The organism is Paenibacillus sp. WLX1005, assembly GCF_046603685.1.
GTDB lineage: Bacteria > Bacillota > Bacilli > Paenibacillales > Paenibacillaceae > Saccharibacillus.
In genome coordinates this window covers 1,991,907-2,011,948 of the sequence record NZ_CP176756.1, presented here as the reverse complement: position 1 = coordinate 2,011,948, position 20,042 = coordinate 1,991,907, and the positions used below count along the sequence as shown (strand labels likewise).

14 protein-coding genes are annotated in these 20,042 nt (G+C 49.8%); 2 read left to right on the top strand and 12 right to left on the bottom strand.

Features of this window, described 5'->3' with window-relative positions:
* Window positions 1–25: 25 nt before the first annotated feature.
* Entirely contained in the window at window positions 26–2,053 is a 2,028-nt protein-coding gene (locus ACE3MZ_RS08705) for a beta-galactosidase (protein ID WP_411346048.1), read from the top strand.
* A gap of 186 nt (window positions 2,054–2,239) precedes the next feature.
* Here the strand turns inward: ACE3MZ_RS08705 and ACE3MZ_RS08700 are convergent, their stop codons facing one another.
* The 3 genes from ACE3MZ_RS08700 to ACE3MZ_RS08690 form a co-directional block, all read right to left on the bottom strand.
* Entirely contained in the window at window positions 2,240–3,238 is a 999-nt protein-coding gene (locus ACE3MZ_RS08700; protein WP_411346047.1) for an aldo/keto reductase, read from the bottom strand.
* Between the two features lie 178 nt (window positions 3,239–3,416).
* Complete coding sequence (locus ACE3MZ_RS08695) at window positions 3,417–4,925, bottom strand: UxaA family hydrolase (protein ID WP_411346046.1); 1,509 nt, start codon at window positions 4,923–4,925, stop codon at window positions 3,417–3,419.
* Window positions 4,922–6,457 carry a tagaturonate reductase gene (locus tag ACE3MZ_RS08690; RefSeq protein WP_411346045.1) on the bottom strand — a complete coding sequence of 512 codons (1,536 nt, stop codon included), beginning with the start codon at window positions 6,455–6,457 and terminating at the stop codon, window positions 4,922–4,924. Before ACE3MZ_RS08690 ends, ACE3MZ_RS08695 begins: the two co-directional genes overlap by 4 nt.
* A gap of 297 nt (window positions 6,458–6,754) precedes the next feature.
* On the opposite strand from ACE3MZ_RS08690, the gene ACE3MZ_RS08685 reads away from it, so the two are divergent.
* Entirely contained in the window at window positions 6,755–7,426 is a 672-nt protein-coding gene (locus tag ACE3MZ_RS08685) for a tetratricopeptide repeat protein (RefSeq protein WP_411346044.1), read from the top strand.
* A gap of 32 nt (window positions 7,427–7,458) precedes the next feature.
* Here the strand turns inward: ACE3MZ_RS08685 and ACE3MZ_RS08680 are convergent, their stop codons facing one another.
* From ACE3MZ_RS08680 to ACE3MZ_RS08640, 9 genes are all read right to left on the bottom strand, one after another.
* Complete coding sequence (locus ACE3MZ_RS08680; protein ID WP_411346043.1) at window positions 7,459–8,520, bottom strand: phosphotransferase; 1,062 nt, start codon at window positions 8,518–8,520, stop codon at window positions 7,459–7,461.
* Window positions 8,521–9,274: 754 nt separating this feature from the next.
* Entirely contained in the window at window positions 9,275–9,808 is a 534-nt protein-coding gene (locus tag ACE3MZ_RS08675) for a (2Fe-2S)-binding protein (RefSeq protein WP_411346042.1), read from the bottom strand.
* On the bottom strand, window positions 9,805–12,138 hold the full coding sequence (gene pucD / locus ACE3MZ_RS08670) for a xanthine dehydrogenase subunit D (RefSeq protein ID WP_411346041.1): 2,334 nt from the start codon (window positions 12,136–12,138) through the stop codon (window positions 9,805–9,807). Before pucD ends, ACE3MZ_RS08675 begins: the two co-directional genes overlap by 4 nt.
* Before the next feature lie 6 nt (window positions 12,139–12,144).
* Window positions 12,145–13,329, bottom strand: a complete 1,185-nt coding sequence (locus tag ACE3MZ_RS08665) for an FAD binding domain-containing protein (protein ID WP_411346040.1) — start codon at window positions 13,327–13,329, stop codon at window positions 12,145–12,147.
* 358 nt (window positions 13,330–13,687) lie between these two features.
* Window positions 13,688–14,461, bottom strand: a complete 774-nt coding sequence (locus ACE3MZ_RS08660; RefSeq protein ID WP_411346039.1) for an NTP transferase domain-containing protein — start codon at window positions 14,459–14,461, stop codon at window positions 13,688–13,690.
* The gene (locus ACE3MZ_RS08655) at window positions 14,427–15,566 is read right to left on the bottom strand and encodes an XdhC family protein (RefSeq protein ID WP_411346038.1); all 1,140 of its coding nucleotides are present in this window, start codon (window positions 15,564–15,566) and stop codon (window positions 14,427–14,429) included. Before ACE3MZ_RS08655 ends, ACE3MZ_RS08660 begins: the two co-directional genes overlap by 35 nt.
* A gap of 38 nt (window positions 15,567–15,604) precedes the next feature.
* The gene (locus ACE3MZ_RS08650) at window positions 15,605–16,930 is read right to left on the bottom strand and encodes a 5'-deoxyadenosine deaminase (RefSeq protein ID WP_411346037.1); all 1,326 of its coding nucleotides are present in this window, start codon (window positions 16,928–16,930) and stop codon (window positions 15,605–15,607) included.
* 279 nt (window positions 16,931–17,209) lie between these two features.
* Window positions 17,210–18,799 carry a gamma-glutamyltransferase gene (gene ggt / locus ACE3MZ_RS08645; protein ID WP_411346738.1) on the bottom strand — a complete coding sequence of 530 codons (1,590 nt, stop codon included), beginning with the start codon at window positions 18,797–18,799 and terminating at the stop codon, window positions 17,210–17,212.
* A complete protein-coding gene (locus ACE3MZ_RS08640; protein ID WP_411346036.1) occupies window positions 18,799–20,037 on the bottom strand; it encodes a pyridoxal-phosphate-dependent aminotransferase family protein in 1,239 nt (412 codons plus the stop codon). Before ACE3MZ_RS08640 ends, ggt begins: the two co-directional genes overlap by 1 nt.
* Window positions 20,038–20,042 lie beyond the last annotated feature (5 nt).

The window sequence follows — 20,042 nt, the reverse complement described above, 5'->3', positions numbered from 1 at the left end:
TATTCTTATACAAGGAGTGACAACATTGATCAGCAGCAAACTTCCCAAAATCTTTTATGGCGGCGACTACAACCCCGAGCAATGGGATCACCAGACTCATCTTGAAGACTTGGAACTGTTTCAGCAGGCCGGAATCGACATTGCAACGTTAAACGTATTCTCATGGGCACGTAATCAGCCGGATGAGCTTACATACCAGTTTGAGTGGCTGGACGAGATGATTGATAGCCTTTATGAAAACGGTATCTTCACCTGTCTCGCAACTAGTACCGGTGCACATCCAGCATGGATGGCGACTCGTTATCCCGATGTACTGCGTACCGACAAAGATGGACGCAAGCGCAAATTCGGCGGGCGTCACAATTCCTGTCCGAACAGCCCGACGTATCGTAAATATTCGGTAGAGATCGCCCGTCGTCTGGCGGAGCGCTACCGCGAACATCCGGCAGTCATCGTCTGGCATATTTCCAACGAATACGGCGGCGAATGCTACTGCGACAATTGCGAGAAAGCATTCCGCGTCTGGCTGAAGCAGCGTTACGGTACGATCGAAGCGGTCAATCAAGCATGGAATACCGGCTTCTGGGGTCATACCTTTTACGATTGGGACGAGATTGTCGTACCAGACAATCGTAGTGAGGAATGGGGCGATAACAATTCCAGCTTTCAAGGGATTTCACTAGATTATGCCCGCTTCAATTCCGACAGCATGTTGGACTGTTATCGTCTGGAATACGATGCAATTCGCTCTCTCATTCCAGATGCGCTGATTACGACCAATCTAATGGGCTTTTACAAGCCGCTCGATTATTTCAAATGGGCTAAGTATATGGACATCGTCTCTTGGGATAACTATCCGGGTCTGAACACGCCGATCAGCTTCACAGCACTTGCACATGATCTGATGCGCGGCATTAAGAACGGCGAGCCATTCATGCTGATGGAGCAGACGCCAAGCCAGCAAAACTGGCAGCCGTACAACTCACTCAAGCGTCCGGGCGTGATGAGATTGTGGAGTTATCAAGCCGTTGCCCATGGCGCCGATACGGTCATGTTCTTCCAGCTGCGTCGCTCAGTCGGAGCATGTGAGAAATTCCACGGCGCTGTCATTGAACATGTCGGACATGGCAATACCCGCGTGTTTCGCGAAACAAGTTCACTTGGTCACGAGTTGCAACATCTCGGCGAACAACTGCTGGATTCGCGTATCGAAGCCAAAGTGGCGATTCTGTTCGACTGGGAAAACTGGTGGGCGGTTGAGAAGTCCAGCGGCCCGACCGTTGCCCTAAATTATGTCGAGCAAATTCATAAGTATTATCAAGCGTTTTATAACCGCAATGTGCAGGTAGATATTATCGGCGTTGATGCCGATCTGAGCCGGTATGAACTGGTTATCGCGCCTGTGCTGTACATGGTCAAGCCGGGACTTGCAGCCAAGCTGGAGCAATTTACGGAACAGGGCGGCACCTTTGTCACCACCTTCTTTAGCGGTATTGTCAACGAGAACGATCTCGTGACACTTGGCGGCTATCCGGGCGAGCTACGCAAGCTGCTGGGCATCTGGGTCGAAGAGATTGATGCACTTCTACCGACGATGCACAATTCCATCGTAATGAAGGATCAGCTCGGTTCGCTACAAGGTAGCTATTCCTGCGGCATGCTATGCGATCTGCTGCACACCGAAGGCGCTGACGTGTTGGCAGAGTACGGCGATGACTTTTATAAAGGCATGCCAGTGCTGACGCGCAACACATTTGGTCAAGGTGAAGCATGGTATATCGCTTCTGATGGCGAAGCATCCTTTGTCGCTGGTCTGATGGAACATCTGTCAGAACAGAAGCACATTCAGCCAGTATTGGATACACCGGTGGGCGTGGAAGCTGGACGTCGAATCAAGGAAGGACAGGCATTCATCTTCCTGCTGAATCACAACGCTGAAGCAGCTACTGTGGAGTTGAACTCCCTAACAACCGTCAATATGTTGGATGATCAGCCAGTGGATTCTTCCATCGAAATCCCAGGTCATGGAACGGTTATTTTAGCTGTAAAATAATGCCATCCATCACTACACTTATTGTAACATGAAAATAGCGATACGTAAATGTAGAAAAACACATTTTACGTATCGCTATTTTTGTCGAATTTGCGCAAATAAAGCATGATTTCGTGACATTTATCGAAATGATGTCGAGTGCGGGATTCTCATATCCCTTTTCTTCATACAATTCATTTATAAGGCTTATTTGTGAAATGGACTGCCTTCCCATCGTAACGAGTGACTGCCATTCAACACTTCTTCTGTCCAATGCCCTGTCGCCCAACTTTGACCTTGAATCGGTCGTAGTAAATTCAGCACCTTCGTTAATAATACTTCGTTGATAGGTTCCGACGCGTAGGTCAGATTGGCAGTCAGTTCTTCCACACTGGATGTGCCGACAATCGTCGTTGTCAGCGCTGGATTGGACAACGCATATTGCACAGCCAGCTTTGGCAAACTAGTACCATGCTCTGCACAGAGAACTGCCGCCTGCAAACTCAATTGGCGCATCTGTGAAGAAGCAGGATGCCACGATGCTGGTCCTTGATCAGATAGCAGACCCATCGATAGCGGAGCGGCATTCATAATGCCTACCCCACGCTGTTCCAACATCGGCAACAAGTCTACCAGTGTGGAATCATTCAGCGTGTAATGACAATACGACAAAATCACATCCAGATCCGTATGCTCTAGCACGATACGATATCCGTCCAGTGGTAGGCACGACACACCATAATAGCGGATCGTTCCTTGCTGTTTTAGCTGTTGCAATGCCGGAATGCCTTCATCTAGTACGGTACGCAGGTCGCCAAATTCAATATCATGTAGCAGTACAATATCAGCGTAATCGGTGCCGAGACGTTGCAAGCTTTCATGCACACTACTGAGAATCCGCTCACGGGAAAAGTCAAATTCCTGATCACCGTAGCGTCCTGCTTTGGTACACAGTATATAACGGTCGCGCGCAACACCATCCAGCGCTTGTCCCAGCATCTGCTCCGAGCGAGTGATGCCGTAATATGGCGAAGTATCGATCAGATTCATGCCTTGATCCAATGCTTGATGTACCATTCTGATTCCCTGCTGCTCATCCACCTGTCCATATACTTGTCCGAGCGGAGCCGCACCAAGACTAAGCGGTGCAATCTTCAACCCAGTTCTGCCCAGTGGACGCCGTCTCATCATTGCTTCAACCGACATGCATCTGCTCCCTTCGGTTCGTTTCCTGTGAGATTCTACTTGCGAATTTCGCTTTATTCCTTGCGTAGCTAGTCATGGATCATGGATTGCCGAACAGAGACAGAGCATTATTTTCCATTTCCGCCTCTGTTCATATCTTCTGCCTTCACTTCCATATTTTAAAATGAACTCTTAAATTTTACAATATGACGCCGTCTTTAAAAATCGCAATTTCGCGGAAGCCATGACGCTCGCTATTCGTCTGACGACGACCGGAAGCTAGTTCCACGATCTGTTCCAGCAGATCCAGTGCGACCTGTTCCATCTCACGCCCTTCTAACAACTGTCCGGCATTATAGTCGATCCAATGCTTTTTGCGATTGGCGAGATCGGATTGTGTGGCAATCTTCACAGTTGGCACTGGACCGCCAAATGGGGTACCACGTCCGGTTGTGAACAGTACGATATGTGCACCTGCTGCGGATAGAGCAGTAACCGATACGAGATCATTACCCGGCGCTTCCACAATATTGAGTCCCGGACGATGCACACGCTGACCATAGCGCAGCACATCGACCACTTGCGAATGACCACCCTTTTGTGTGCAGCCAAGTGACTTTTCTTCCAGTGTAGTGATGCCACCAGCCTTGTTACCGGGTGATGGGTTCTCATAAATATTTTGCCCGTGATTCACAAAATACTGCTTGAACCCGTTGATCAGCTCTACCATTTGTCCGAAAATATGATCGTCTGATGAGCGATTCATCAGAATCGTCTCTGCACCGAACATCTCTGGCACCTCAGTCAGTATAGCAGTTCCGCCTGCGGAGACGAGCAGATCGGCAACCTGACCAACTAACGGATTGGCAGTAATACCAGACAGTCCATCTGAGCCACCGCATTTCAGACCGATCTTCAGCTTGGATAATGGCAATGGTTGACGCTGCTCCTGCTCTGCCTGAGATACCAATTCTTCCAGATAGACCATGCCTGCTTCGATCTCGTCGTCTTCCTCCTGTGCTTTTAGATAGCGGATTTTGCCAGCATATTCCGCTGGAATGCCAGCAGCAAATTGTTCGATCTGGTTATTTTCACAACCGAGACCGATGACCAGTACACCAGCAGCGTTAGGATGCAGCACGAGCGAGGTGAGCAGTTGACGCGTATATTCCAGATCATCGCCCAATTGTGAGCAACCGAATGGATGTGGAAAATGATACACACCGTCTACACGACCAGCCATCTCCATATGAGCGGTACGAGCAAGCGCTTCGCAAATTTTGTTAATGCAGCCGACCGTATTGATGATCCAGATTTCGTTGCGAATCCCTGCTTCGCCATTCGGTCGCAAATAACCATCAAATTGCTGCAAATGCGCAGGAATGCTACGCGGCTGCCAGCTATGATCGGGTTGGTATTCATAATCCAGTGTACCGGACAATCCCGTATGCAGATTGTGGCTGTGAATCCATTGCCCCGGTTGAATATCGCTCGTTGCTTTGCCGATGGAGAAGCCGTATTTGATCACATCCTGCCCAGACGGAATGTGATGCACAGCTACTTTGTGACCACGTGGCACTGGGTCCATTACCGTTAGCACCTGTCCGCCATCCAGCAATAGCGTATCGCCCGGCTCCATATCTCGTAGTGCGATCACTACATCATCCTGCTTTTGAATAGTAATATAATCGCGAATCATCGTATTCATGACCATTGCGCCCCCATATGATTCAAATTGAATGTAACCTGTTCCGCCAGACCCGGAATCTGTGTCAAATCCTCCTGCCAAATCGTCGTATCGCTCAAAATCTGTACGACTGCCCGCTCGTAATCCACCTGACCATCCTGCCCTGCTGACGTACCACTCTGCTGCCAGTGGGAATATAATCGTTGCAGCCATTCGGCGTTATCGCGAATCTCCAACGGCTGACCATCCATTGTTAAGCTGCGAAAACATAGCTGTTCGCCTTGCTCTACAGGCTCTACCTTGTACAGCAATAGTAATGCCGATAGACTGCGAACTAGCTGCTGCGGCAACTGCTGCTGTTTAGCTGTATACGCTTTCAGTACTGGCAACAAACGTGCCTGCCATTTGCTCAAGCTATTCATCGCGATATCCAGCAACCGATGCTCCAGGTACGGATTGTAAAAGCGCTCAAACGTCTCGTCCGCATAACGTTGTAGTTCTTCCGGTGGCAATCCCAGTGATGGAATCACTTCGTCGGCGATGCTCTGCTTGACCCAATTGCCCAGCTGCTCGTCTTCCATCAATTGACGCACGGTGCTTTTGCCATATAACAGACCAACTGGCATCATCAGCGTATGTGCACCATTCAGAATATGCACTTTACGTTGACGATATGGTGCGAGATCAGGCACCCATTTGACATGTAGACCGGATCGCACTAACGGTAGACGTCGATCGAATGATGAATCGCCCTGAATGACCCAGATATAATACGGCTCCGCTGACGTCAGAAACTGATCCTCATATCCCCAGCTGTTCGTCAGACGTGCGTATTCGCCTGGCTCTGGCATCCCGGTCACAATCCGATCTACCAGATTGTTCAAGAAGAGCTGATGCTGCTCTACCCACTCGCAGAAGTCGTCACCAAAGCCAAATGCTCTGGCATAGCGCAGCACATAAGTTTTGAGCAGATCACCATTGTTCTCCACCAGTTCACACGGCAGAATCATCAATCCTCGCTTCGGATCAGCACCAAACGTCTCAAATCGTCGGTGTAAAAAGACCGCCAATCGCGCCGGAAAATTCACAATCGGCTCCCCAGGTACATAGTCCAGCTCGACATAGGCAAGTCCAGATTCCGTCGTATTGGACACGATCACATCCAGCGATTCCAATTCTGCCAGCTGTAAAAAGCGCTCCCACTCTCCATACGGATTCACATAATCGCGGAATACAGAGATCAGCTGGCGCTGTTCCACTTTTTTGCCGTGCTGCAATCCTTGCTGTAGCAGCGTATACAGCCCTTCCTGATTCGCCATTTTCTCCAGTCGATGTGCGCCGCGCGGGGTGGCAGGTGTGAGTACGACACTGCCATGGTATTTGCCGCTGGCATTCATTTCGTGAATCATCCAATCGACAAACCCGCGCAGAAAATTGCCATCGCCGATCTGCAATATTTTCAGTGGTTGCTGTCGAATTACTTCATGCTGACGCCGCTCATTCTCACTGGTCAGATGCGGACGCAATAGCGGCTGTGTTTTGCTTGTTGTCATGGATAAACCTCCGTCGATTCAAAATAAAGCATTCTCATATTCGCAAGGATAAATGTGATTTTATTTAATGTTAACGTGAACATTTTATTACAAAAGCATTTCTTGCCACATATTGTAACATCATTTAGACTAAAATGGTGTAAAAAAACTACATAATTTAGAAATGGAAGATTGGAGAATGGGAACGTTTCATCATCAGGCTTGTTATGTTGTAGCTTTATCAGGAAGGAGCACGCTTGTACGAATGCAATCAAACTAGAACGTAAACGAAAGTGAATGTTACAATGGAGGCGTATCATGAGTAAAATTTTCATTTTTTCAATATTGTGGTGGCTGTTGGGCAATCCATTTCTGGCGCTGCTTGTAATGCTTGCCATCATCTATGTGCTGGATCGCCGGTTTGTCGGTATTTTCCCAAGCTTTGTGAAGCCACTCAAGCGTATGAGTCGGATTCGTGCCTTGCGCCGGCAGGCAGCTAACAGTCCGAGCGATATGTCGGCGCGGTACGATCTTGCGCGTCTGCTGCTGGAGCGTCGTCGTTATGGTGAAGCGCGGCAATGGCTGGAGCAGATTGGTCATGCTTATGAGGATTCTGCTGAATATTGGGATGATCTCGGCACAACACTGCTGCATACCGGAGAGCCAGCAACAGGAGAGCAATATATTTTAAAAGCATTGGAATGGAATCCACGGGTAAAATATGGCGAGCCTTATCTGCGGCTGGCAGGTCATTATGCCCGTCACGATCAGCAAAAGGCACTGCAAGTACTAGAACGATTCCGCGAGATTCAATCGTCCTCATGCCGTGCCTACTATATGCTCGGTCAACTGGAGCGCGCACTTGGTCATCAGCAGCAAGCCAAGCAATCGTTCCGTGAAGCGGTCAACGTCTACCGTTCGCTGCCAAAATACAAAAAACGCAGCGAGCGCGGATGGGCAATCCGCAGCTGGCTACGCAGTCTGGTATAGTATATGTTCGATAACTGTTCAAGCTTGCTACATTAGTTTGTATCCTCATATCCAAAAATCTGGCGGCTGACTGCTTTGAGCAGGGGGCCGCTTTGTTTGTACCAATTCAAGCCTTCATCCAGTCGCTTCGCCTGCGAAATGACTACATCCGCCTGATCGATACCTTCAAAATATCGGCTCAGGAAATGCATAAATACATCCATCCGCCGCAGTAAAATAAGTAGCGGCAATCGTACCGCCTCTGCTTCCGTCAGCTTAACGACCGAAGCGTATCCTTTTAGAAAAGCAGTGCAGCGACGTTCATCGCCAGCGCTCCATTCCATACTGGTTAACATATCGGATAGACATACCGCTGGCTCCATCGCACGCAGATCACGGGTAACAAACTCAAAGTCAAGAATCGCCGTAATCTGTCCATCCTCCGCTTGCAGCATATTCGATGCATTAAGATCACCATGAATCAACTGATGCGGCAAAGAAGCAAGCCGTGCAATCCGTACGAGTTGCTCGCCCAGACGCTCACCAATCCGATTCAGCGTCTCACGAATACCAGCAAAGTCCTCCGGCGGATTGGCGCAAAATGCTTCCAATCTCCCCGGGCTACATAATGGATACGATTGACCAAGGCGATAATACGGCGGATATACCGGATGCAGATCAATATCAATCTGCGCCAACGCCGCTGACAATCGTCCTGCGGTACGTCCAAATTGGAAAAGCTGCTCATCCGTTACCAGCTCTGGGTTACTGCCATCCATATAATGAAATAATGCTGCCAGACGACCGCCTTCTTCACCACGCTGCGGTATTGCTTCCGTTACATAGATCGTATCACCATGCTGATCGCGAACAGGCTTCGGAATCGCCAGATCGGTCAACACTTCCGGTAGCATAAACAACACTTCGTGCTCATAGCGTACCTTATCTGGTTCACGATGCGTTTCATAGCGGCGCAGCACATAACGCTGTGAGGCATGATCAATAAACATAGTCGTGTTGTTCATTCCGCCTTTGCCTTCTACCATATGCCAATTCCCAGACGGGAAATAGTGATCTGCCAGTTGTTCCATATCATTCATTGCTTCGCGTTCCAAAGATTCCCCTCCTTGTTGCCTTTCATGTTGCGCGGATATAGGGAAGGGAAATGCCGGCATAGCGAGGTACTGCCTGCGCCATCCGGTGAGGTGACAGGTCAGATTTCAATCATATGCCATGGTTCCAGCAGCCTGCTCGTGCTCCCCCAGCCGCTTGTATGGTAACAGATTGTCTGTCCAATCTGTATCGTTCATTGTACGTCCTATATGAATATTCCAATCAAAAGGACGTTCCCCTTTGCCTTCACGCGGCTATTCAGCCTGTTCCGGTACGTATTCGCCGAAAGCACCGCCGCTTCCTGCCTTGCATGCAAAATCCGGTCATGCGCCCTCGTACTGATTGTGGCTGTCGATACGTTAAACAGAAAAATCAGTCGGCACCAAAGCTATATGATAACACGAACAGGCGGCTGTGAACACTTTTTCGTAGTGAAGTAGAAAAGATCAAGGAAATAAGCGAAATATAGGATACTATGTTCATAACAATCTCTCTATGTGCGTCTCCATACGTACAAGCTGCCAAACGATAAAGCACGAACAAAAAAGCACCGTTGGATGCATTATTCGGACTATGGATTGACAAGTTGATCGTTCCATCGTCAGAAGTGCTTCCCGGTGCTTGTATTGTAGTGTGTAGATTATTTTCCTCTATTCCATGATCAAACATCACGAATAGATGCGTTTCATACCGCCGAATCTATCTAGCAGGTACAATGTATCTGGCAGGCAGATGATATATATGCAGTAGCTGCACTCATTTGTGTACAGACGGCAGGGGACTCGTTGCTGGGGATACTGCCTGACGACTGCATTTGTCAGCTGCGCTCTCTACTGCACGTAGAATGCCGCCGTATCCGGTACAGCGGCACAGATTGCCGCACAATCCTTCTTTTACTTGATGCTCATCCGGGTTCGGACAGCGATTCAATAATGCTGTAGTCGAAATAATCATGCCGGGTGTGCAGTAGCCACATTGAAATCCGCCCTCCTCCAGAAAAGCCTCCTGTACCGGATGCAGTTCCTGCGGCGATTGTCCATGCAATCCTTCAATGGTCGTTATCTCTGTTCCGCTGCACTGATATGCCATCGTCAAACAGGAGTTAACCGGCTCGCCGTCGATCAGTACCATACAGGCACCACAGCGCCCGATCTCGCAGGACACTTTCGTACCAGTCAGATTCAGATCGGCACGCAGAATGTCTAGCAGACGACGCGACGGATTCACCGCCAATTGTCGTGTTTCTCCATTAATGACTGCTGTCCAATTACTATCCGTTGTTCTCGTCATGTGCTAACTCCTTCCTGCTGCCGCATACTGACCGGTTGGATCAATTGATCGCGCGGTACCGGCAAATGATTGACCCAGATACCCACCGCCTGCCGAATGGCTGATGTCATTGCCGGCGCTAGTGCAACCGAGCCAATCTCGCCGATCCCGCGTGGACCGAATGGATCGTTATCCGGCAAATCCTCAATGACTTCTACTTCTAGTGAACGGTGCATATCCTGAATCGTCGGGATGATGTACGTATCCATATTTTTCGTCATATAATGTCCATCGTGCATCAGCGCATCCTCGGTTAAGGTAAATCCAAGTGCCATCACGCTACCGCCTTCGATCTGCCCGATAAAGCCCATCGGATTGATAACCGGACCAGCAGCGACCGTATGATACGTATCCAGCAGCTTGACATTACCAGTCAGCGTATTCACTTCCACTTCGGCAGCCACCGCTGCATACGTATACAGAAAATGCCCACCCACCACTTCATCCGGTGTAGTCGGATACGAAAATTCCGTATCAAACATCAATTCTTCTGCTTCGCTTGCCGCTACGATATCACGATAATTCAGCACAAATTGTGCATCTGGCGATAAAGCTACACCTTTATACTTCGCAGACACATGCCCTGCGGCTTGCTGCCAGATTCCCTGCGGACCGGTCGTTAATTGCTCTAGGGGAATGCCAGTAAGATGATGTGCTTTGTGCAAGATACTTTCCAGAAATGGCACCTTCAAACGCTGTAACGCCATCCATGCCATCGTAGTGGAGCGAGATGCTGTACTGGAACCGCTATGCGGCACCTTATCCGTATCACCAATGACGATATGAATATCGGACGGATGACACTGAAACAGATCAATCAGCATCATCTCCATCGTCGCAATCAAGCCTTGTCCAAATTCTTCGTAACTAAAAGCAACTTCGATCTGCCCATGTGCATTCAGGCATAATCGTCCACCTGCCGGATCATCAATACCATACCCTAGTCCAGCTCCATGCATCGCCAGTGCTGCCCCAATTCCGCGCTTGATCCATGGTGGCTGCTGTTCATTGTGCGATTGTATTTGACTACGGCGTTGCCACAGCTTGGAATGCTCCAGAGTCTCCATCACCTGCTCCAATCCATTCGTTTCCCAGATTTGCTGTTGCAGTGGTCCGGGATCGGTAGAGTGACGACGGTTCAACAATCGAAATTCCCATGGGTCCATCTGAATCAGCTCTGCCAATCGATCCATCTGACCTTCCATTGCAAAGATCGCCTGATTGCCGCCAAAGCCGCGAAATTCACCAGAAACGCCATTATTCGTATATACAGATACACCCTCCACATCAATATGCTCAATGCGATAAGGTCCCATGCAATGCTCAGTTGCAAAATTTAGCACTGGCGCTCCCAATGTGGCATACGCGCCAGTATCAGCAACGATGCGCACCCGATGTGCCAGTACATGACCATGTTCGTCCATGCCTGTTTCCATCTCAATCTTCATCGGATGGCGCTTCAAGCCTGCACGTACCGATTCCTTGCGCGAATTGTGCATTTTGACTGGACGACCACTTTTCAGTGCAAGCAATGAACCATATGGTTGTACATTCAGCTCATCCTTGCCGCCAAATGAACCACCGATTGGACTGGAAATGACACGAATGCGCTCTTCCTCCCAATCCAGAATGCGGGCAATCTGCATCCGATCTTTATACCCGTGCTGAGTTGGCGCGTAGACAGTCAATCTGCCATCCGCTTCCGGGATGAACAGACCACCTTCCGTTTCCATATAAGCGTGCATCTGGCGCGGTGTGCTGTATTCTTGTTTGACCACATAAGCGCAGCGCTTCAATGTAGTATCGGTATCGCCATATTTGACAGCGGTGCGGTGCAGTACATTGCCCTGCGGATGTAAACGCGGTGCCGAATCTTCCAAAGCGCGTAGCGGATCGGTGAGCGTCTCTAGCACTTCGTATTCAACAGCGATCAGGGATAAAGCATACTCGGCAATATCCGCTGATTCCGCTGCCACCGCTGCAATCGCATCGCCGATATAACGCACCCGGTCTTCACATAGCGCAGGCTGATCCGGTGTAGCGATGCCAAAACGATTCAAGCCCGGCACGTCATGATGCGTAATGACAGCAACGACACCCGGATACTGTTCCGCTGCCGATGTATCCAGCGCTGCAATACGTGCATGTGGATGCTCGCTGCGTAGGACGCGTCCGTACAGCATATGTTCAGCGGTCATGTCGGTCAGATAACGTAGCTCGCCAGTCACTTTTTCCTTACCATCTCGGCGTTTGCGCCAGCGTTCTCCACTATTCTCACGAGTAAGCAGCATGAACGGTCACCCCCTTTTCCCCATTGCTTGAATACTTTCCCACAATCCTGCTGCCAACAGATTGCCAGCGCTGCGCTGACGGTACGTATCTGTCGCAAACGGATCGCTATAGCTGACAAACTCTGCGGTTACCAGCTCCGCCAGTTGCGTCGTAATCGACGGATCGTATATTTGCCCTTCCAGCCATTGCTCACAATTGTACAGTCGCATACCAAGACCAGAGCCGCCACCTGCTGCTATACGCACATGCAGCAAACGTCCATCCTCCGCTATCCATGCCCGAAATGCTACCGTTACGAGTGACGGTGTAAAAGCTTCACGCCGTCCAAGCTTGCGGAAAAATCCTAGCTCTCGCCACGTCTCTCCATGCTGATCGCTCCATAGCTGTACACTTGCGCTATCCTTCATACCGCCAGAAGATAGCATATGTCTCTCATCAGATAGAGTGTGCATATCATCGGATACAATATGTCTATCATCGCGCTTCAGTCTCAAAAGGGTATCGTTATCTGCATGGTGCTGCTTATCATAATTAGACTGCACTTGATCAGACTTCGTGTTGACCGTAGCGAGTCCTCCCAGATCGTGCGACGCTGACGTCGGATCCATAGCAATATGTGCCGCTGCATCTACAGGTTCTTTTGGAAAATGAATACCGAGCAGGACAGCCTGTGCATTCTTCTGTCCCTTCCGTAGCTGATCCATCCAATCGACGACTGACTGTTCATATATAATGTCGGTTCGGTCTGAATCTGCCCATACCAGACGAGCATGATGCACCAGCAGCGCAGGCAGAGCATCGCCGACCGCGGAAGCGATATTGCCGCCGATTGTTGCCAGATGACGGATCGATGGAGCAGCAATATGCTTGCAGGCGCTATACAATACAGCCGCATATTGCTCGACCTGTTTATGAATACCAACTTGTTTTAGCGATGATAGCGCTCCGATCAGCAAGCTATCTGCGTGCTCCTGAATGTCAGTGATACCGGGAATGGTATCCAGCCGAATCATATGTTGTGGAAAAGCAGCAACTCCATTTTCCCATTGTGTCCGCAGCAAAGTGCCACCTGCAACGAATACGGCTTCCGCTCCATACTGCCGCTTCAGACGTACAGCTTCCTCTGCATCTTCCGGCTCCCACACGATAGGTCCTTGCTCTACCGTTTTTTCACTCTGCTGTATGCTCATGATGACACCTCCGTATAGCTCCGATTTTTGAATATTGAACCTATAGTATCGGAGAGTGTTTTTCATGTCAACTAAATTGACTTTGTTTTGTGGTAAATATAAATATGAGTGATTGTTTTTGTTCTTATATCCTATTTTGGAGCTTATGAAGATATGGATTGTTACTTTTTTATTGCTAATTATACGTATGTATTCTCTGTATCGATATAGAAATTCGATTTCTATCAGAATATATGTAATATTTAATAACATACGTCCGATTGTTCGACTCAATCGAACGTATGTTATCCATTAGCTTCCCTTCCCTATCACTATACTTATTTCCAGTACGCTTCATGTAGTGGCATTCCGTCTGCATCTAGTTCTCGCTCAGATGACGGCGGATGGTTGCTAGTGCTTCCGGTGTATCGGCATCGTAGAATATATGAGCTGGCATCGGTATTACAGCGCCATGCAACTGATCTGAGGACAATAACTTGCGCGCTCCCTGATCACCTTGCAATTGCGTCAACTGCTGCCACACGGATTGTGAAAATACAATCGGCGGCATTGCGGTTTCTTTGTATGAAGCCGCTACATAATCCAGTTGCGGATTATCTAGCGCATACTGCGTTAGTTGTTGCAGATGCTTGGTTTCAATTAGTGGCTGATCTGCCAGCACAATCAATACATGCGAAGCTCCCGAGGCAACGATCTGTCGCATACCAGTACGAATCGAATATGACATGCCTTGATCTGCCTGTTCGCAAACGATCGTTTGCAAACGTCCGTCGCTCTGTTGCTGCCATTGATCACATTCAGCGACCCATGCTGCTGACGAATGTGGAGAACGAACAACAACAACGGATTGCAACGATTGTGCTGCCATAACTGCTGATAATACGTTACCACCGATAGTGATTGGGTGTGCTGGATGGGAATACGTAGACATTTGCATAGGAATGGGTTCGGCATGTGAGTCGGAACGGGTAGGAGATTCAGAATACGAATCGGAACTATCGCGCGATTCTGTCTCATCAGGCGTGACCAGAGCAGATGGAGAATGACTGGGCAATGACAAAGGCAGGGAAAGTTTGTCCCTGCCCATGCGACTGCTGTTACCGGCTGCCAGCACGAGTGCGGCGATGTTCATGAACGGTAACCTCCTTGCTGCGACTCTGTTTACCACGCTTCACAGCAATCAGCTCAGCAGCAATGCTGATTGCAATCTCGTCTGGTCCGTCAGCACCGATAGACAAACCGACTGGCGAATGCACATGCGGATAGTTCGGCAATCCTTCGAATAACCGGCGTGTTCGTTCCGATGAACCCATAATACCGAGATACGCATAGGGGCAACCTTCTAGCAGTTCGATCCACTCTCGCTCACGAGGAAAATTGTGACTCATCAGCAACAGATAATCACCCTGTCCCGGCTTGATCTGCTCTAACAAACGTTGCGGGAATCCGATCACACACTGCGCTCCGGGAAAACGCTCCGGCGTACACAGTGCCTCCCGCCAATCGCCAATGACCACATCAAATCCGGACGATTGTGCCAGCATGCTAACCATACGCGAGTCATCACCTGCGCCGATCAGTACCAAACGTGGCTTAGGACGATACGTACGTACAAACACATAGTTACCAGTGGAAGGATCGCTCTGTGCCGATTGTCCTTTAGACTTTGGATCAGAATCAGTATTGGAATACCCATGTGCCAGTACTAGCGGGGCTGGAGGTAACGGTAATGAAGATCCCACTGCTTCCGATTCATGCTCACTCCGGTTAGGTTCTCCATTTTTTAAGCTATGCCCCTCTGACAGCAACTGATAATTTACCTCTACACCATTCCTGTCAAAGCTGCGAGTCAGCATCACGACTTCGCCGCGTCCCAGATGATCATTCATAGACAATAATGTATCTCTCAATATGCCTCGTACTGGCTCTAGTAAAATATGCAGCAGTCCGCCACAGCCGATATTTTCGCCCCAAGACAGATCATCTTTGGGACGCATATCATACTCCACCATGCAGACACCATCATGATTCCATGCTTGCTCCACGCGTGCACACAGATCTTCTTCCAAACAGCCCGGACTGATCGTACCGTAATGGCGACCGTCCTCGGTCAGGATCATGGAGACGCCTTCCTTGCGGTATGCATGCCCTTCCACATGTACTACCGTTGCAAGAACAGTTCGGATATGGCGTTGCTCCTCATTCATTGCCGCTGTACATAGGTCTTTCATATCCATCGTCTCCAACCCCTTTCCTGTTATCGTTGTCTCTTTTATTAGCCGATGCGAGTAATCAGACGTTTGATCGAACGATCAGCTTCGCGCAGGACGATGCTGCGATCAATCGTACGCACCTGACGATTGTGCAATACGATCTGTCCGTCGATCAGCACGGTATCCACGTTGCTGCGTCCAGCGGAATATACGACCCGCGAGTATACATCCACATCATGCGAGGGGAATGTATGATAATCTTCCAGATCGAGCAGAACGAGATCGGCTTTTTTGCCCACTTCGATGCTGCCGATTTCTTTTGCCAGTCCTAGCACTTCGGCACCGCCCATCGTTGCCATCCGCAGTACGGTACGCGCATCCATCACAGTTGGACCATGCGGCACCTTTTGGATTAAGGCAGTCATACGCATCTCCTGAAACATATCCAGATTGTTGTTGCATGGTGCGCCGTCTGCCCCAATGCCGACATGAATATGACGGTTCATCAGATCAGGAATCTCGGCGATACCGGAAGAGAGCTTCATATTGGAACCCGGGCAGTGCGTTACTTTGACACCACGCTTGTGCAAAATTTGCTTCTCCTCCTCACTGAGCCAGACACAGTGGGCAAGAATCAGACGTGGATTCGCGAGTCCGATATGATCCAGATAGACGATATTGCGCATCCCGCGTTCCTGTTCCACAAGCGCGATCTCACCGCGATTTTCAGAAGCATGCGTATGGACTTTTACATGATATTGCGCGGACAAGTCACGTACTTCGGTTAACAGCTTTTCCGTACAGGAAACGACAAAACGCGGGCAAAACGCATACTGAATACGTCCGCCACCGAAGCCATTCCATTTTTCCAGCAAATCGACACTTTTTTGCAGCGATTCTTCGGTATTTTCCTGTAATGGAAGAGGCACATCGTCACCATGATCCATCATGACTTTACCGGAAATGACCCGCAGCCCGCTCTGCGCCATTGCCTGAAAAGCGGAGTCTGTATGATTGACCGTCTCCATATCGCAAATGGTCGTCGTACCGCTGGAGATCAGTTCGCCGATGCCAAGCAATGCGGAATAATAGATCGATTCTTCATCATGTGCAGCTTCCAGCGGCCAGATGCGCTTGCGCAGCCAGTCCATCAGCTCCATATCATCTGCTCTACCGCGGAAGATCGTCTGGCACAGATGAATGTGCGTTTGGATAAAGCCTGGCAACAACGTCTTGCCGCGTGCATCAATCTCGCGATCCGCCACATCGTCCAGATGCGGAGCAATTTTGACAATTTTGTTATGTTCAACGAGTACATCCCCGATCAATACTTCTTCACTTTCGTTCATCGTTACAATTTGTGCCTGACGGATTAAGATGCTTCCCACTTTCATTTCCCCCTCTGATCTGTACATGCTGCTGAGCTTACGTATCGTTGTAATGATTGTCATGTAACTCTGCATTGCTCACGGTCATATTATCGCTCAACCGATATACCTAACGGCAAAGTAACATGACGACATTTGCAGCAAAGCCGGACAGTCGGGAAAGAATAGGCAGATGCGCTAACATCTGATTCTTTGCCCGAACACTGTCCGGCTTCTCATTGCAATGATGTGGATACTTTCAAACCATATGTTCAAACCTAATTGCCTTCATGAAACGGCTCAAATGCCTATCGCAATCCCGTCGCTACGTGGATCGGCAGCGCCGCTCAATACGCCATTGTCAGCGATATGAATCCCTTGTGCCTCACCCATCAGTGCATCATAATCGCGCACTGACTCAACGCTATGCCCATAAGCTTCCAGTCTGGACGAAATATCGCTATATGAGCGATTCTCAATTTTGAGCGTATCGCTGACATCGCCCCATGTGCGACCGTACAACCAGCGCGGCAGTGCAATTGCCTGCTGCACATTGAGTCCGTAGTCGATGACACCGGTTAAAATGGACAGCTGCGTTTGCGGCTGACCTTCCCCACCTTGCGTACCGAGTAGCAGATACGGCTTGCCATTTTTTAGTACCATGCCCGGCATCAATGTATGGAAGGTACGCTTGCGCGGCTCCAGTACATTGGGCAGCCGATCATCCAGCGAGAAGAACGATCCACGATTTTGCAAAATCACTCCGCTCCCGTCCGGCACATATGCTGAACCAAAGTCAAAGTACAAACTCTGGATAAACGAAACAGCATTACCATCCTCGTCTACAATTGCCGCATAAGCTGTATCCTGCCCCATCGCCGCCGACAGATGCTCAGCAGCTTGCGGACGGGACTGCATCTCATGCCACAGCTCCGACGCATACGTCTTGGAGAGCAGACGATCTAGCGGAATATCGCGGAAGTTCGGATCGGTCAAATACCGGTCGCGATCACGGAACGCCTTTTTCACCGTTTCTGCCATTAGATGATAAAATTCCGGCGAGAAGCGGGCGATATTCGACACATCTGTATGCTCCAGCATATTGAGCATCATGAGCAGGGAGAAGCCCTGCGTATTCGGCGGCATCTGGTACACCTCATGTCCGCGATACGATGTGGAGATCGGCTCTACCCATTCTCCGCGATGAGCAGCAAAGTCATCCGCCGTCAGCACACTGCCATCACGCTCTGCCGCCTGTCCAAGACGCTGCCCCAATGCACCTGTATAAAAATAATCTCGACCTTCTGTTACAATGCCGCGCAGCACCTCCGCCAGTCGCGGCTGATACACCATTTCGCCTTCTTGCAGTGGTTCGCCATCACGCAGAAAGGTTTCACGCAAATAATCGTCTGCGTTCAGCCATTCCAGATCACGCATAGTCCAGCGTGCCAGACTCGGCGATGCTGGAAAGCCTTCCTCTGCATACCGGACAGCTGGTGCAATCACCTGCTCCCACGGTAGCTTACCAAATCGTTCCCACACTGCTTCCCATGCGTCCACCATGCCGGGTACCGTTACTGCGGCAAGCGGACCACGCTGCGGAATGGACGTAAATCCTTTATCCAGATAATGAGACGGTGTAGCTGCGGCAGCAGAACGCCCGCTACCGTTATAGCCGTTCACCGTACCCGTTTGTTGATCATAAATTAAAAAGAAAGCATCGCCACCGGTTCCGGTCATATGCGGATAAACCACGCCGAGCACAGCGCTAACGGCGACAGCGGCATCAATAGCATTGCCACCGGATTGCAATATAAATGCGCCCGTCTGGCTTGCCAGATAATGAGGCGCGGCAACCATCCCTTTGCGCGATTGCGGCATGATGTTCATCAGCACGGCACTTCCTCCTTATTCGCGTAGATTTGTAGAGCAGCTTGAACGCCTTCACCGGCAGGTAACTTGAATCCATGATGGATGAGTGCCGCTTCCAGTGCGCCCAGTACATGCAGTACATTTTTCCGACTGCTGCTGTATCCCATGCTGCCGATCCGCCAGATTCGACCTTTTAGCGGACCAAACGAGCTGGCAATCTCGATACCAAAATCGTCCAACAGCATCGAACGTACACTTTCGCCATCAATGCCTGCTGGAATCTCGATGCAGGTTACAACTGGCAAGCGATGCTCATCGCCGCCGAACAGTTGCAGACCCATCGCTTTTACACCAGCAACAATGGCGGCACCATTTTGACGATGACGAACAAAGCGTGCTTCCAAGCCTTCGTCATGCAAAATGCGTAATCCTTCACGCAATCCGTACAGCATGGATGTCGCTTCTGTATGATGATTCAGTCGTGCTGGACTCCAGTAGTCCTGCAACTGTGCCAGATCAAAATAATTGCTGTGAATGCGGCGTGTATTCACCTCATCGCCCGGTGTACGTAGACCGCGCTCGATACTTTTCCGAGCCAGAATCTTGCGCTCGGCGCGCTCATTGTACGTAATAGGCGCCATGCCTGACGGGACGGACAGACATTTCTGTGTGCCGCCAATGACTGCATCAATCTTCCAATCATCCGCATATACCGGTACCCCACCGATGGTCGCTACTGCATCGACAACGAACAGTACATCCATCTCACGGCAAAAGTGACCAATCTCGCGCAGCGGCTGCATACAGCCGGTCGATGTCTCGCCATGTACCATCGCTACGATTGCTGGACGATGCTCACGAATGGCTGCTTTCACCTGTTCCGGTTCAAATACAGTGCCCCATTCCGTCTCCAACGTAATCACTTCGGCACCGCAACGCTCAGCAATCTCGGTTAGCAAATGACCAAATCGTCCATAGATCGGAACCAACACTCGATCACCCGGCTCCACCAGACTGACCATGACGGCTTCTAGACCAGAGCGAGACGTACCATCTACCGGATAACACCACTGGTTGTCCGTTACGAACAGTCCGCGCAGCATCTCCATCGTTTCATTCATCAATCCGGTAAACGCAGGATCAAATTGACCCAGTATAGGATAAGACAACGCCCGCAGTACACGCGGATCGACTTCTACCGGTCCCGGCGTCATAATCGTGCGCGGCGGCGGGGACAATTCTTTGTATTGTTTCATCACGA

Excerpts from the sequence above, each read along its gene's own strand:
- ACE3MZ_RS08700 (WP_411346047.1), bottom strand. The coding sequence starts at position 3,238 with ATGTCGGTTGAAGCAATGATGAGACGGCGTCCACTGGGCAGAACTGGG.
- ACE3MZ_RS08665 (WP_411346040.1), bottom strand. The coding sequence starts at position 13,329 with ATGAGCATACAGCAGAGTGAAAAAACGGTAGAGCAAGGACCTATCGTG.
- ACE3MZ_RS08640 (WP_411346036.1), bottom strand. The coding sequence starts at position 20,037 with ATGAAACAATACAAAGAATTGTCCCCGCCGCCGCGCACGATTATGACG.
- ggt (WP_411346738.1), bottom strand. The coding sequence starts at position 18,799 with ATGAACATCATGCCGCAATCGCGCAAAGGGATGGTTGCCGCGCCTCAT.
- ACE3MZ_RS08675 (WP_411346042.1), bottom strand. The coding sequence starts at position 9,808 with ATGACGAGAACAACGGATAGTAATTGGACAGCAGTCATTAATGGAGAA.
- ACE3MZ_RS08660 (WP_411346039.1), bottom strand. The coding sequence starts at position 14,461 with ATGAACATCGCCGCACTCGTGCTGGCAGCCGGTAACAGCAGTCGCATG.
- pucD (WP_411346041.1), bottom strand. The coding sequence starts at position 12,138 with ATGCTGCTTACTCGTGAGAATAGTGGAGAACGCTGGCGCAAACGCCGA.
- ACE3MZ_RS08685 (WP_411346044.1), top strand. The coding sequence starts at position 6,755 with ATGAGTAAAATTTTCATTTTTTCAATATTGTGGTGGCTGTTGGGCAAT.
- ACE3MZ_RS08690 (WP_411346045.1), bottom strand. The coding sequence starts at position 6,457 with ATGACAACAAGCAAAACACAGCCGCTATTGCGTCCGCATCTGACCAGT.
- ACE3MZ_RS08655 (WP_411346038.1), bottom strand. The coding sequence starts at position 15,566 with ATGGATATGAAAGACCTATGTACAGCGGCAATGAATGAGGAGCAACGC.
- ACE3MZ_RS08695 (WP_411346046.1), bottom strand. The coding sequence starts at position 4,925 with ATGAATACGATGATTCGCGATTATATTACTATTCAAAAGCAGGATGAT.